The 14,874-nt window shown below is 36.8% G+C and carries 7 protein-coding genes; 3 read left to right on the top strand and 4 right to left on the bottom strand.

What is annotated here, in order from left to right:
- Nucleotides 1-69 precede the first annotated feature (69 nt).
- The 3 genes from Bccel_RS05845 to Bccel_RS05835 form a co-directional block, all read right to left on the bottom strand.
- On the bottom strand, nucleotides 70-1,146 hold the full coding sequence (locus Bccel_RS05845) for an aldo/keto reductase (protein ID WP_036944240.1): 1,077 nt from the start codon (nucleotides 1,144-1,146) through the stop codon (nucleotides 70-72).
- A complete protein-coding gene (locus Bccel_RS05840) occupies nucleotides 1,143-5,201 on the bottom strand; it encodes a leucine-rich repeat domain-containing protein (protein WP_036944238.1) in 4,059 nt (1,352 codons plus the stop codon). The genes Bccel_RS05845 and Bccel_RS05840 overlap by 4 nt, the downstream gene beginning before the upstream one ends.
- A 71-nt stretch (nucleotides 5,202-5,272) precedes the next feature.
- Nucleotides 5,273-6,226 carry a tRNA dihydrouridine synthase gene (locus Bccel_RS05835; RefSeq protein ID WP_036944237.1) on the bottom strand — a complete coding sequence of 318 codons (954 nt, stop codon included), beginning with the start codon at nucleotides 6,224-6,226 and terminating at the stop codon, nucleotides 5,273-5,275.
- 278 nt (nucleotides 6,227-6,504) lie between these two features.
- Here Bccel_RS05835 and Bccel_RS05830 point away from each other — a divergent pair, with 278 nt between their 5' ends.
- The 3 genes from Bccel_RS05830 to Bccel_RS05820 all read left to right on the top strand — a co-directional run bounded on the left by Bccel_RS05830 (nucleotide 6,505) and on the right by Bccel_RS05820 (nucleotide 13,574).
- On the top strand, nucleotides 6,505-9,384 hold the full coding sequence (locus tag Bccel_RS05830; RefSeq protein WP_050753172.1) for a CotH kinase family protein: 2,880 nt from the start codon (nucleotides 6,505-6,507) through the stop codon (nucleotides 9,382-9,384).
- Between the two features lie 199 nt (nucleotides 9,385-9,583).
- A complete protein-coding gene (locus tag Bccel_RS05825; RefSeq protein ID WP_050753171.1) occupies nucleotides 9,584-10,066 on the top strand; it encodes a MarR family winged helix-turn-helix transcriptional regulator in 483 nt (160 codons plus the stop codon).
- Nucleotide 10,067: 1 nt separating this feature from the next.
- Nucleotides 10,068-13,574 carry an efflux RND transporter permease subunit gene (locus tag Bccel_RS05820; RefSeq protein ID WP_050753170.1) on the top strand — a complete coding sequence of 1,169 codons (3,507 nt, stop codon included), beginning with the start codon at nucleotides 10,068-10,070 and terminating at the stop codon, nucleotides 13,572-13,574.
- A gap of 73 nt (nucleotides 13,575-13,647) precedes the next feature.
- Here Bccel_RS05820 and Bccel_RS05815 read toward each other — a convergent pair whose 3' ends face one another.
- A complete protein-coding gene (locus Bccel_RS05815; protein ID WP_050753169.1) occupies nucleotides 13,648-14,751 on the bottom strand; it encodes a DUF2167 domain-containing protein in 1,104 nt (367 codons plus the stop codon).
- Nucleotides 14,752-14,874 lie beyond the last annotated feature (123 nt).

Genomic DNA, 14,874 nt, shown 5'->3' with positions numbered 1-14,874 from the left:
ACAGCTTTTTAATGTTACTAAAATATTATGAGGATTTTGTATTCTTAAAACCAAAACATATTTTAACATTCATATAAGTGAATTTCTTATATGGATATCTACGAGCTGCTTTATCATCTGAACAGTGTGGGGGATATTAATCCCTTGGGGACATTGTTTCATGCATGACATGTCAGTGCATTTTTTACAATGCATGGCACTTTCACTTATGCCCATATCCAGCTTTCTTAAGGCCCAGTAGTCCTTACCTAGGAAATAGTAATTATACTGCCTGAAAATTATGTGTATTTCTGTACCGAATTTGCATCTGCACCGTTGACATCTGTGGCAGGGAATAGGCATAAAACTTTTTTCCAGCACCGACATAACCTGTGAAAAAGTTGGTATATCAAAGCTATGAGGTTCATTAAGCATTGCCTTTTCTACTTGATCGATAGTACCAATACCAATTAAAGCAGTTGAGACAGGATATGAAAGTACAGCAGATAAAAGGGTATCGATAGGGAAGAAGGAAGGCAGTATTCCTGCTGCATAGACTTTGTTTATCATAAGTCCTTTTTCCTTAAATAGCGGTTCATTTCCTATCCGGTCAAGCATACCCCTTTCAAGAATATTCCCGCTGCCCTGAAGTACATCAACACGTTTATCTTTTGCACCCCTTAAAAGTATGTCATAGTAGTGGGAGGCAATTCCTGCAAATTTAATTTTACCTTCCGCCTTAAGATCATTTAATGCATCAACAGCACCATATTTACCAAATGTCAAATCTTCATTTCCTTCATCTACCTGATGCACAAAATATATATCCGCATAAGTGCCAAGATTTCTGCATGACTCATAAACTGCATTGTACATCTCATTTCCATAGAAAAACCTTGCTTTATCCGATATGATAATCCTTTCCCTGCCGATATGGGATGCGAATTTACCAAGCTTTATCTCTGCGTCACCATATTCAGGAACAATTGCAGTATCAAAGAGGGTACAGCCAAGGTTATAAGCATGCTCCATTACAGTTATTGCAGTTTCCTCATCGGGGCTGAAATAATCGGGAAGTACAGGGACATTTCCACTTAGTATGGGGATAGTCCCGAAGGATATTTCCGATACTTTAAGTCCTGTAACGCCTAAATCTCTATATCTCATAGTTCGCCACCAGAACCTATGGAGTCAGCATTTACAGTACCTTTCGGAATATTGATGCCAGAGAGTTTTTCACACCAGGCAAAAGCACATTCATCAACCGTTTCAAGTCCTTCTGGAAAATTTATTGCACTTAACTCATAACAAAAAGCAAAGGCTTCTTTTCCAATTTTTTTAAGGGTAGAGGGGAGTACAACCTTTTCAAGGATTTTGCACCTGAAAAATGCCCTTTCAGGTATTTCTGTGATACCTTCCGGAATTACAATGCTTTTTAGTGATGTACAGTGCTCAAAGGCTCTTATTCCTATATACTCCAGCATGTCGGAAAGCTCTATGCTTTCTAATAAATAGCATCCTGAAAAAGCTAACTTTTCTATCCTCTTTACATAATTTGCGTTTTGTACAGATCCAAGCCATTTGCACAGTTCAAAAGCACTTTTGCCGATTGTTGCAGTATCCTTTGACAGGGTTATATGTGTCAGTAAATTGCTGTCTTTAAACACCTCATCGCCAATCCCGGTTATTCCCTCAGCTAAGATAAGGCTTGGAATATTTCCTGTACATTCAATTAGAATGTTATTTTCGTCTGTTTTAAAGCAGTTTAAACAGTCCATAAAAATCTGTTTTACAGTTTGAGGAAGGGTTTCATCATTTCTATCTCGTATTCCTGTAAGCTTATACTCTTTACCGTCTGATGAGATAACCTTTTTAAGATTGATGCAGTTTCTAAATGCATATTCTTCTGTCAGCGTTGTAGGTGAGGAATAGGTAACTGATGTGAGAGCATAACAATTAGCAAATGCCCAGCCTGAAACTATCCTCACATCATCTGGAATTACAACGTCCCCCTGGCACCTTACCGCATCTATAAGTATGTTATTTACAATTACCATCGGAGATTTGTCTCTTTGTTTATTAAGCCACATTGTGCTGTGAAAAGCTCGTTCACCGATATATTTAACACTCTCAGGTATGTATATTTCTGAAAGGTTCATGGCATCCTTGAAAACCTCAGGTTCAATTCTTTCAACACCTTCGGGAATATGCAAAATACTACCTTTATTTAAGTATCCTTGAAGGGAAAGGTTTTCATCTATGTCAAAACAACTGACGGCACTTAAATATATGTACCTAACAATATTTGGTATATTTCTCTCGCTAATAACAGAATATTTATTTGCAGCATATTTTGTGTCACCAATTTCTACAACCTTAAGGGCAGTACATCCTGAGAAAGCATAACTTCGAAATTTAAGCCCATCATGTGATAAGGATATTTCTTTTACGCTGCCGCAGTCAGAAAATGCATGAGCTGCAACATAAGTGTCTGCATTGAGTTTTATATATTTAAGTGAATTGCAGTAACTAAAAGCACTTACACCTATCCATTCAATATTGGTAAAATCAAATTCAACTAAACTTTCACATCCGTTAAAACAACTATCACCTATAAATGTTTGTTCATTGCACTTACAGGTTTTAAGTAGATTACAGCCGCAAAAAGCTTCTTTGTCAAAGAATTTAGTACCTTCCAGATTTACATACTTTAAGCCTGTACAATATGAAAAGGCACCTTCACCAATATCTTGTGCATATCCCGAAACACTTGTAAGTGAAACACACTTTTCAAATGCTTTTTTACCGATACGCTTTAAAGAGTGGGGAAGGGTGATCTCACTTAAGTTTCTGCATCCGCCGAACGAATCTTCACCAATTTCCACAAGGCTATTTGGAAGTATCACATCAGTTATATCTTCATTTGCGGAGAAGGCATAGGGTGAAATGCTTACAACACCTTCAGGAATAATAACCTCACCCTTGCAGCGTGTACCGTCAACAACTATATCAGATATTATTACAAGGGGAGAAGCATTACTTAATCTATCTAAAAAAGCCGTATTTTTAAAGGCAAATTCTTTGATGCTTAAACATTTTATATCAATATCTATAAGACTTTCGCAGCCGCTAAAGGCATCCTTGCCAATGTGTACATCATATGACGAAGGGACTTTAACCAGGCTAATGCAGCCATAAAAGGCATTGTCAGATATATGTTTGATTTCCCCTTCGGATATAACATTTTCCAATGAAGTACAATATGCAAAAACGCCTTCTTCCACTACTTTAACACCATGAGGAAGTGTGACGCTTTTAAGGCAAGTACATCCACAAAAAGCCCTTGAACCTATTGTTTTTAGCGAGTCAGGAAAGCTAACAGAGGTAATATTATTATTGCCATAGAACGCACCGCCTGCAATTGTAGTTATTCCATCAGGAATTAAAACATCACCGAAAAGTTTGCTGCCGTCTAAAAATATGCTGTTATCCGCTAATATACCTCCTGCAATCCCTTTTTCTACAATTTCTTTTAAATAAATACTATCATGGAAGGCATTTTTGCCTATGTATTTAATTGTAGAGGGTAGGTTCACATATTTGAGGGAGTTACATCTGAATGCAAATTTATCACCAATTGACTTTACTCCTTCATCAAAGTTAAGCCTTGTTAATTTGCTGCACTGGGAGAAAATATCTGTGCCGCATTCCTCCAGGTCATAGCTAATTGTTGCGGTTTTTAGCCCTGATGCTGTAAATACATTATTGCCAAGCCTTGTTAAAGATTTTGGCAAAGTAATTTCCTTTAATGCTAAACATTTATAAAAAGCCATGTCTCCGATAATTTTAATATTTTCCGGCAGATGAACATCCTTTAGAGATGTACACAAATAGAAAGCCAGATCACCAATTTCTTCTATACCGCTTCCGAAATTTACTTCGCTTAGTTTTCTGCACCTGTTAAAAGCTGACTTTTCCACTTTTGTAAGGGAGTGTGGAAGCTCAACACGTATAAGCTTTACACAGTTTTCAAATGCTGATGCTCCAAGGTATTTAAGACCTTCATTTATATGAATCGTCTGCATTACGATACAGTCGGAGAAAGCACCTTCTTGGATTTCTCTTGTGGAATCAGGCAGCACTATTCTTCCAACCACTTGATTTCCGGCAAATGCTTTTTCTCCAATTACAGTTATCCCATCAGGCACAACAACTCTTTCTTCAAAGCCTCTGTACTGTATTAAAGTAGTTCCGCTTATAAAAAAGTTGCTAAGGATCTGGGAATGTATTGTGCGTACTACATTAGGAACGCTCTCATCAGACATATCAGGCATACCCTTAAGTTCATACATTGTACCGTCAGATAATGTGATATATTTTAGCGTTGTGCAATTTTTAAAGGCATCTGTGCTTATATTTACATTATCATTGGCAAATTCTATTCTTTCAAGATTGATACAGTTTCTAAAAGCTCTGCTCCCGATTTCGGTCAGGGAAGGGGGAAGCTTTACCGATATCAACCCTTTTTTATCAAAAAAGCAGCTTTTTCCAATAGCCGTAATCCTATCGGGAACTTCAAGATATTTCAGGTTTGTAAGGAATTTTAACAGTTTACCTTCACGAATTTCCATCATCCTGAATATATCTATGACAATTGCTTTAACTATAGGATGTGCATCATAGCTATCAGAAAGGACCTCAACCAAACTTTCAATATTATAAACATTACCATCAGTAAATCTTATTTCTGATATATTGCCGCAGCCCGTAAAGATGTCACAAATGCAGGATATATCAAGGTCCTTGGAAATTACCAGTGTCTTCAAATTTACATCATTCAAAAACACCTGCCAGCTAAGGTGTATTACTCCCGGGATAGAAGCGTATTGAAGGCTGTCACAGTACAAGAACACACTATGGCTCAAGCTTTTAACCGAATCAGGTAATTCGACTCGCTGCAAAGAATGGCAGCGATGGAATGCATGTTCACCTATATTGTTTAATTTTGAAGGAAAATTTATTTCTCTTAAATTCCTGCAACCCTTAAAAGCTCGGCTCATAATGCTAGTTACAGTTTCAGGCAACATAACCTCTTCTATGGATGTACATCCCTTGAAGGCATCTTCACCTATTATGCTGACTCCTTCAGGAACCTCAACTACAGTCTCCCTCAATGTATATGACACTAAAATCCCATCTTTTATTATAAATCCTTCTGTCATCAACGAATCTCTCTTTCTTTAAATCAAAATTCCTTTTCTGTATTAAAAGCGTGAATCTTTATCTATCACTTTTAATCTACTAAGACATTAAAAATTTTCTCAACAATGCTTTTTAGCTCTTCTATATTTCCGCATTTATATAGCTCGGCTTTATACTGCTTGGTTCCTTTTAACTTCTTCATGCAGTAGGAAGCAAGCTTTCTTATATAGTAAATTGTATATGTTTCGTCATAACAGCGAGAGGCCAATTCTATCTGCTCAGAAATAACAGTATATTTGTCCTTTTTGATCTCTTTATTGGTCAGCTCACTGAATATAAAAGGGTTTTCAAACCCATACCTGGCAAGCATGACGCCGTCTGCACCTGTGAGATTCATCATTTTATCCGCATCTTCCTTTGAAAAGATGCCGCCATTAGCAATTACAGGTATTTTGGCCACTGATTTTGCCTGCTCTATCTGGTCATAATAGGGGACACCTTCATACATCATATTTCGGCTTCTACCGTGGATAGAGATCATATCAGCTCCCGAATCCTCGCACATTTTTGCGAACTCTGCTGCAATCATTGAATCTTCTTTTAATCCTGTACGGCACTTAACAGTAACTGCTTTTCCGCTTCTCTTACAGCCTTTAATGATAGAGGATGCCCTTTTAAGATCACCCATGAGACTGCTGCCCTCACCGCTTTTAAACACATTGGGTACAGGACAGCCCATATTAATATCTATTATATCAAATGGGATTAAATAATCACTTCTTGCCATTTTTTCCATTATCCTAGGATCAGACCCTAATAATTGGGCAGCCTTGATCTTTTCATCAGGAGTTGTAAAAAGCAGCTTCTGAGTTGCCTTGTCCTTATATTTAAGGCCATTGCAGCTAACCATCTCAGTAAAGCAGAGCCCTGCACCAAGCTCCTGACACAGAATCCTGAAAGGATAGCAGGTATATCCAGCAAGAGGTGCCATAAGTACATTATTTGGTATTGTAATATTGCCAATTCTTAATTCCTTTATTTCCAAATTGTATTGTCTCCCTTGAAATAATTACTTTTCGTATAGCTTTATCTATAATTTTACCATAAAACTAAAAGTCCCTATATAAAAATAAAACTATAAGTATATAATCATGAAAGAAAAAATTTACTTTTCATTATAATAATTAATATTGTTGGATATTAATATCAGTTAATATATAATAAATAGTATACAGAATGTATTTTCATAACTACCTTCAATTAGATTTTGTATAAAATTGAAATTTGAAGGGTAAATATTTTAATTTTTTAAGGGGGGTTTCTATGAAGAAGCTTGGATGCTTTATTTTATCTACTATGCTGATAACATCAGTAAGTCTGCCATTACAGCAAGTTGAAGCTGCTTATCCTGAGGGAAGTAGCCTATGTATCAATGAAATAATGGCAGCAAACACAATGACTATTCGCGATGGAGATGTTGAAGACACAAAAAATGGTGCAGTGGGCGGGTCTTACTCCGATTGGATTGAGCTTTATAATACTTCCAATAATGCGGTTGACTTAACAGGGTATACACTTTCCGATGATGGTGCGACGTGGACTTTTCCAAAAGCTCTTATTCCACCTAAGAGTTACCTGATGGTTTGGGCTTCGGATAAAAATAAAGTGGCAAAGGACGGCCAACTGCATGTTAATTTTAAGCTGAGTTCTTCAGGTGAAAAAATAGTTTTAAAAACACCGGATGGAGCTGTATTGGATTCTGTATCCTATGGAAGTTTGGCAGATGATGAGTCATATGGGAGAAATACGGATGGGGGAACGGAATTTTTCACTTTCTCAAAGTCTACACCTAATGCAGCTAATGTTAATGGGTTGGTAGCTGTAGATGAACCGGTATTCTCTCATAAAGCCGGGTTTTATACTGATGCATTTGATTTAATGCTTTCTGTCAATCAGAAGGATGTCACAGTATATTATACAACGAATGGGTCTGATCCGGTACCTGGCAAATCAGGGACATTTCAATATTTGGATAAGATTAGTATAAAAAGCAGAGCAGGAGAACCCAATGTATTATCTATGATTAAAACGGGTGATTATTTTTGGAATCCTCCTGTTGGAGAGGTATTTAAATGTTCTATAGTTAAAGCGATTGCTGTAAGTGCAGATGGTAAAAAAAGCAGGATAGTGACTGGGTCTTTTTTTGTTGATCCAAATATGAAGACAAGATATGACCTTCCTGTTATTTCACTTGTTACTGATAAGGTAAACTTATTTGACAGTATGAGGGGAATTTATGTAAATAGTAATCGTGTAGGTGATGATTGGGAAAGGCCTGTTCATATGGAGTTTTTTGAAAAGGATGGAACGCCCGGATTTTCAAAGTACTGCGATATGAGGCTTCATGGTGGGGGATCAAAAGGGTTTGCTCAAAAAAGTCTCAGGTTATATGCGGATAATGAGTATGATGGAAAAGACAAAATAAGCTATAACATATTTCCTGGGCTTACTGATGAAGTAAATGGAGAAGGCATTGACAATTTTAAACGCCTTATATTGAGAAATTCCGGAAGCGACTGGTCGGGAAGCATGTTCAGGGATGCTATGATGCAAAGCCTTGTTTCCCATCTAAAATTAGACACCCAGGCATACAGGCCTTCAGTGGTATTTATAGACGGTGAGTACTGGGGTATACATAATATACGTGAACGTTATGATAAATTCTACTTTGCATCCCATTATAAACTGGACAAAGACAGGGTTGCACTTCTTGAGGTTCCATATACTTTTGGTAGTTCAAACAAGCTAACTGTGAATGAAGGGACAGAAGAGGATGCAGCGGCTTATACAAATGACATAACAAATTATTTAAAATCCCAAGACATTAGCAGCAAGGATGCATATGAGTATATAAAAACAAAAATGGATGTAGATAATTATATTGATTACCAGGTTGCCAACATTTATTTTTCAAACTCAGACTGGCCTCAAAATAATGTAACTATGTGGAAATATAAAACGGAAGATGGCCTTTATCATCCTGAAGCACCTTATGGACAGGACGGTAGATGGAGATGGATTATAAAGGATTTGGATTTCGGTTTTTGCGGAGGCATGGCAGGTGCAAACGGTTTAAATCATGATACCTTGGCACATTCCTCAATGGTTACTTCAACGCAAAAGAATGAGTGGGCAGTTTTTCTTTTTGGAACTTTGTTACAAAATCCAGAATTCAGGAATGAATTTATAAACCGAATGGCAGATTATATGAATACCTGTTTTAATTCATCATTTGTTAACCAGACAATCGATAAGATGAAGGCTGACTTAGCATCTTCCATGACTGAACATAACAACCGTTGGCAAGCTATAGAAGATTGGGATGGCAATGTAGGAGTCATGAAAAACTTTGCAAATGAGCGTTCAGGTTATGTAATAAACCATATGATTAACAAATTTGGCACTAATGGTGTCACCGGAACTGCCTCAATTAAACTTGATACAGATATTGAAAAAGGGTTTGTCAGGGTAAATTCAGTAGATATAAATAATACAACTCCTGGAGTAACAATGCCCCAATCATGGACTGGTGCCTACTTTAAAGGAGTACCTGTAAAAATAAAAGCTGTTCCCCAAAAAGGGTATGTCTTTGACCACTGGGAAGGAGTGGAAGAAGTATCTGACACAATAACAATTACACCAACAGGGGACATGAAAATAAAAGCAGTATTTAAGGCGGCAGCTGGCCAGGAATATAAAGTATCCGGCTATATAAATCCTGAGGTGGATTCTATAGCATCAGATTTTAAAGCTCAGTTCAAGGTGGAAGTTGTGGGGCAGCAAATATATGCAATGACAGATGAAAAAGGGTATTTTGAAATGTCACTTCCTTCAAGTGAAACTGCATATGCATTAAAGGTAAGTAAGCCTGGATATCTTTCAAGAGAAGTTAAAAATGTCACCGCATCAAAGGAAACGGTTATATTCCCCAAGGAAGCACCACTAATCTTGTGGGCAGGAGACTCGAATTCAGATGGCTCTATTAATATGTCGGATGTTATACAACTTGCAAAGATTTTTGGAAGTGTTTCAGGGGATGGCAATTACAAAGCCGATGTGGATTTTAACAAAGATAAGAACATTAATATGCTGGACGTTATTATCATAGCCAAACGTTTTAATGCTACATCGATGGATTATTGATGCCTATAATATTATTGAAAGCTTAATTTACAAATATCTTCAGGCTGCTGCCATTTAATGATGTCAGCAGCCTTTTTGAATGTGACTTTTCAGTTATCACAAAATAAAAAAGTTGAAGCAGGAATAAATATTTGGTATACTAATAGTTATTATTAAAAACTATTAGTATACCAAATTTTTATGTAAGGAGAAATTGTAAATGGATGAACGAGTAAATGAGACTGTTATAAAGCTTTTTGCTTCATTTGACCAATTTAGTAAATTAAATTGGAATCCAAGTCCTGTTTGCGAGTTAAACCGCAGTGAAATATTTACATTATTAACCATTAAAAAGATTATGGACAATAACAATTCCCTTGTTAAGGTATCGGATATCAGTAAAATTGCAGGAGTAACTCCGCCGACAATAACGCCTTTAATTACAAGTTTGGAGAAAAAAGGGTATCTTATACGCAACATAAGTAAAACAGATAGACGAGTAATTGAAATAGAATTGACAGAGAAGGGGTCAAGTACCATTGATAAGGTAATCAAGGTATTCTTTAATATATTCGAAGGACTTGTAGAATATCTTGGCTTTAAGAAAAGTAATGAATTTGTCGATATATTATCGTTAGTTTTCAACTACTTCGATAATTTACAGGATATAAAAAAGGATAATAAAAATAATAAGGAGATTTAAAATGGGTATTTTTACACGATTTTCATTAAAAAACGTATCTGCTATTTTAGTGCTTTGTTTACTTATTGTATTCGGAGGGATATATTCATCGGTTACTCTGAAGAAAGAAACCATGCCTGACATAAGCATCCCTGTAGTGTGTGTTATTACAGTTTATCCAGGTGCTTCACCCGGAGATGTTCAGGAAAAAATAACCAAGCCTCTGGAAAATATGGTATCAAGCGTTAATGGGATTAAAAGCCTTGATTCCACATCCTCTGAAAATTTTTCTTCTATTGTCGCTCAGTTTGACTATTCTGCAAATATGGATGATATGCAGAGGAAGGTTGAATCTGCAATTAAGGATGTTAAACTTCCGGATAATGTTGCTGCTCCAAAAATAATGCGAATTGATATGAACTCAATGCCCGTCCTAAGTGTAAGCGTATCAAATGATAAGTTAAGCCATGAGGACCTGGAACAAAAGGTTCATGATGACATTCTTCCGAGTCTTACAGGAATTGAAGGCGTTGGTCAGGTTCAATTGGCCAGTGAATCTCAAAAAGCCGTATACATAAAGCTGTTGCCTGATAAATTAAAACAATACAACCTGACGTCACAAACCGTATCCCAATTACTGCAGGCAAACAATGTGTCGTTCCCGGCAGGTTCTCTCAGTTTGAATGACACTGTAGAACCCATAAGGATTACTGGGAAATTCAATTCCTTAGATGAACTTAAAAACATAAAATTGCCTGTTATACCAAATACACAAGCAATTATGAGCTCTACTTTTACCCAAATGGGGCAGGGAATTGCCGAGCTTGGAAAGGCCGTAGGACAGATAGGGCAAGGTATGGCCGGAATGAATCAGGCTTTTAACGGACAGATTCAGTTACTGTCTGCAATACAGGAAACACAATCAAAACTTGTTGCTTCTCAGTTTGCCCTTAATGAGGCAAAGCAAGTAATGGCCAATCCAAATGCAACAGCTGCTCAAAAGCAAATTGCTACAGCAACTATACAGCAAATGACACCAGTAGTTAAGGTAACTGAGGCAGCTATTGAGCAAATGAAAAAGCAGCTTAAGGATATTCAATCAAAGATGTCACAGCAGTCAGGTGCAACAGTAAATGCCAATACAGGAGATAAAGCTCAAAGTGCTGGCATGGCTGATTCGGGAGCTACAAAACAAACCGGGATCAATATGACCCTTCAACAGATATCATTAAGCGATATTGCTGAAGTAAATGTGGATACTGACAAAACTACAACCTACAGCAGGACAAATGGTAATCCAAGTGTTATACTCCAAGTGGTTAAAACTCAGGAATCAAATACAGTAGATGTATCAGATGCCGTAAAAGATAAGTTGGATACGCTAAAAGACATGCTGCCGGGAGGTACTAATGTTTCAATAATTCTCGACCAGGCTGATTATGTAAATGAATCAATCAGCGGTATGCTTCGTGAAGGGGTAACAGGTGCAATTTTTGCCTTCCTGGTAATCCTCTTGTTTCTAAGAAATTTCAGGACAACAATAATTGCCTGTATATCAATACCATTATCGGTATTGATAACACTTATAGCATTAAAGCAATTTAATGTTACCCTTAATATTCTCACACTTGGTGGGTTATCGGTAGCAATAGGAAGAATTGTGGATGACTCTATAGTGGTTATTGAAAACATATACCGACGGCTGCAAAGTGATGAAATCCGCAGCGTAGATTTGATAAAGCATGCGACAAAAGAGGTTGCATCTGCAATTACATCTTCTACTTTGACCACTGTATCGGTTTTTCTGCCTGTAGCTTTTGTCGGCGGCATAGCAGGTGTTATGTTCAAGCCATTTGCACTTACTCTTGCTGTAGCAATGGGTTCTTCACTGCTCGTGGCAATTACTGTAATACCGGTAATGTCCAAATTGATGTTATTAAAATCTAAAAGAATAAAGCACTCTGATTTCCATGAAGGCAAACTTATGAAAGGATATGCAGGTCTTCTTAATTGGTCCCTTGAACATAAAGCAATAACTCTGCTGGTCGCTTTTGTGTTATTTGCTGGAAGTTTATGTCTGTTACCGTTTATAGGAACTAGCTTTATTCAGGAACAAAAAGACCAGTATGTAAGTATAAAAATGGACTATCCGGCAGGGACAGATGTAAAAATAGTTAATGATAAGGCTCTTGAGATTGAGAAGATTTTAGCAGGAATTAAAGATATAGAAAAATACCAGACAACAATCGGATCATCAACAACAAGTTTTATGTCTGCTATGTCGAATCAAGGTTCAGGAAGTATTATGGCTCAGCTTGATAAAGACTCAAATGTTGATAAAGTGATTAAGGAATTAAAAGGCAAGATATCAGACAGCACAGGTAAAGGTCAATTTACTATAGAACAATCAAGTTCGTCCGGTGGTGGTATGGGCAGCATTAATAATATCGAAGTTCATGTTATAGGAGTTAGTGCCGATAAAATAAAGGAAGCGGCAGAACTTCTTACCAAGGAAATTTCATCTATCAAGGGATTGGAGAGAGTAACTAACAACTTGACTGAATCAAAACCCGAAATATCCATAAGTGTTGACCAGAAAAAGGCCAGTGAAAAGGGACTTTCGGCGGCTCAGGTTGGAATGACTGTCAGTGGATTTCTAAACAACAGTAAGGTTACCACAATGGTTGTTGACAATAAAAGCATGGATGTTCTTATGGGCGTCAAATTGGATACTGTAAGTAAAATTGATGATATAAAAGCAATTGAACTTACTGCACAAACCGGAGGAACTGTAAAAATAAGCGATATTGCAGAGGTTAAGGAAGTTCCCGGACCTGTAGGTATATTCAGTTTAAACGGTAAGGAATACGCAAAAATAACAGGGAAAATAGCCCAAAAGGATACAGGTGCAGTCTCTAAAAGTGTTCAACAAAAAATAAAGGAACTTAAGCTGCCGGAAGGTGTAGAAATAAAAATGGGCGGTATAACAGAAATGATGGACGATACCTTTGTACAAATGGGTCTTGCCATGGTAGTAGCAGTATTTTTGGTATTTTTAGTCATGATGGTTGCTTTGGGAACTGCAAGAGCACCATTTGCCATACTTTTCTCCCTGCCGCTTGCTGCAATTGGAGGACTGGTTGCACTATTTATAACAGGACTTCCTTTGGATATGCCTTCGATGATTGGTGGTCTGATGCTTATCGGAATTGTTGTAACAAATGCCATAGTTCTTATTGACAGGGTAAAACAAAAACGTAATGAGGATATGCCTGTAAGGGAGGCACTACTGGAAGCCGGAAGGGTGCGAATGAGACCGATACTTATGACAGCCATTGCGACCATTGCAGCACTCATTCCATTGGCACTTGGTTTTTCCAAGGGTTCAACCATGTCCCAATCTCTTGCTGTAATTGTAATTGGTGGACTTACAACATCAACTTTTCTAACACTGGTTGTTGTACCGGTAATATATGAAGGGTTGGAAAATCTGTCAAACCGGATATTCAAGAAAAATGAGGAGTTTTAATATACACTGAATTAGAAAAAAACCCGCTGAATATTTTCAATGGGTTTTTTTCTAGCATTTATATATCAACAGTTTAATCTTTATTATCCTTGTCTAAATTAATTTTGCTAAGATTAATAGAACTACCTGAATTATTATTACTCTGATTGTTATCGCTACTATTGTTATTATTGTAATCATTGTTAAAGTCATTGTTATAGTTGTTATTGAAGTTGTTATTGTTGAAATTATTGGTGTTGTCCTGTATACCGTATGTTCCGCCAAGTTGGCCTGAGCTTGATGTAAAATTTTGTGTTTCGTGAGGATTTTCATAAGAAGTTTCATAGGAAGTGCTGTTTGTTTGCTTTTTACCTCTTCTAAATAGCTTTGTAAAAAGTGCAACTATTCCTGCGATTATCAATATAAAGCCCTTTTTGAATATTAATAATATTACTGCAAGGATTCCTGTTTTAGATGCAACAACACCACCTGCAACAAGTGCGGCCAGACCCCATTCAGATGTCTTGTCTTTTGATGGGTCATAATCTGAATATCTTTTACCTTCAACAAAACTAAATGCATCGACTACTTTTTTCATGTTTGGTTTAACACTATCATAATCTGATTCCGAGCAAACAAGAATGGCTGAAACATAACCTGTACGGCTTAATATCCTTGCTTCATAATTAATAATTTTACTTCCTTTAGATTCTAAAAGAGTACTCCAAACAAGGCTGTGAAGGCCTTCATCATACTTTGGCTCTTCACGCCAGCCTAAAACATTTAAAGGAGGTATGCCGGATTTTGCGTTTATTTTATTCTGTGCCTTAGTTCCTTCCTTGTAGCTCTCCAAAAGATCGTCAGCATCAATATCATCCTTGTCATCATCTTTAATGTGACCTACGTCCTTATACTCAAAAAGTATATACCATGTTTGGCTTTCATCTCTGGAAAATACACTGCCTATTTCTGATCCTGTGATAGCGTTGTCAAAGTATTTCATTAGTTTTACAGTATCCGCTTTATCGGCATATAAAAAATCTTTATCCAGGTTCAGTTTTGCCATATCACCGACTGAAACATTTGTTGGACCTTCAATCCAATTAACACCAAGATCTTCCTCAGCAAAAACATTTGATGTAATTAATAAGCTTATCATAAAAGTGCATAAAAGTCCTAGTAATAACTTATTTTTCATAGTACTAACCCCCAATTAAAAATTATCATAACTATAAAATTATAATTGCTTTACAAATGGAAATCAAGTAAAACATTAAAAATGGTGATTTATGTGAAAAAATGTCATTCTAATTGGTTTGGT

This window comes from Pseudobacteroides cellulosolvens ATCC 35603 = DSM 2933 (assembly GCF_001262605.1).
In the GTDB taxonomy this organism is placed as follows: Bacteria; Bacillota; Clostridia; order Acetivibrionales; family DSM-2933; genus Pseudobacteroides; species Pseudobacteroides cellulosolvens.
This window is presented reverse-complemented; position numbering and strand designations above follow the sequence as displayed.

What these genes read in the sequence shown, in the direction of transcription:
- Bccel_RS05820 (WP_050753170.1), top strand. Translation starts at nt 10,068, where the DNA reads ATGGGTATTTTTACACGATTTTCATTAAAAAACGTATCTGCTATTTTA.
- Bccel_RS05845 (WP_036944240.1), bottom strand. Translation starts at nt 1,146, where the DNA reads ATGAGATATAGAGATTTAGGCGTTACAGGACTTAAAGTATCGGAAATA.
- Bccel_RS05830 (WP_050753172.1), top strand. Translation starts at nt 6,505, where the DNA reads ATGAAGAAGCTTGGATGCTTTATTTTATCTACTATGCTGATAACATCA.
- Bccel_RS05825 (WP_050753171.1), top strand. Translation starts at nt 9,584, where the DNA reads ATGGATGAACGAGTAAATGAGACTGTTATAAAGCTTTTTGCTTCATTT.
- Bccel_RS05840 (WP_036944238.1), bottom strand. Translation starts at nt 5,201, where the DNA reads ATGACAGAAGGATTTATAATAAAAGATGGGATTTTAGTGTCATATACA.
- Bccel_RS05815 (WP_050753169.1), bottom strand. Translation starts at nt 14,751, where the DNA reads ATGAAAAATAAGTTATTACTAGGACTTTTATGCACTTTTATGATAAGC.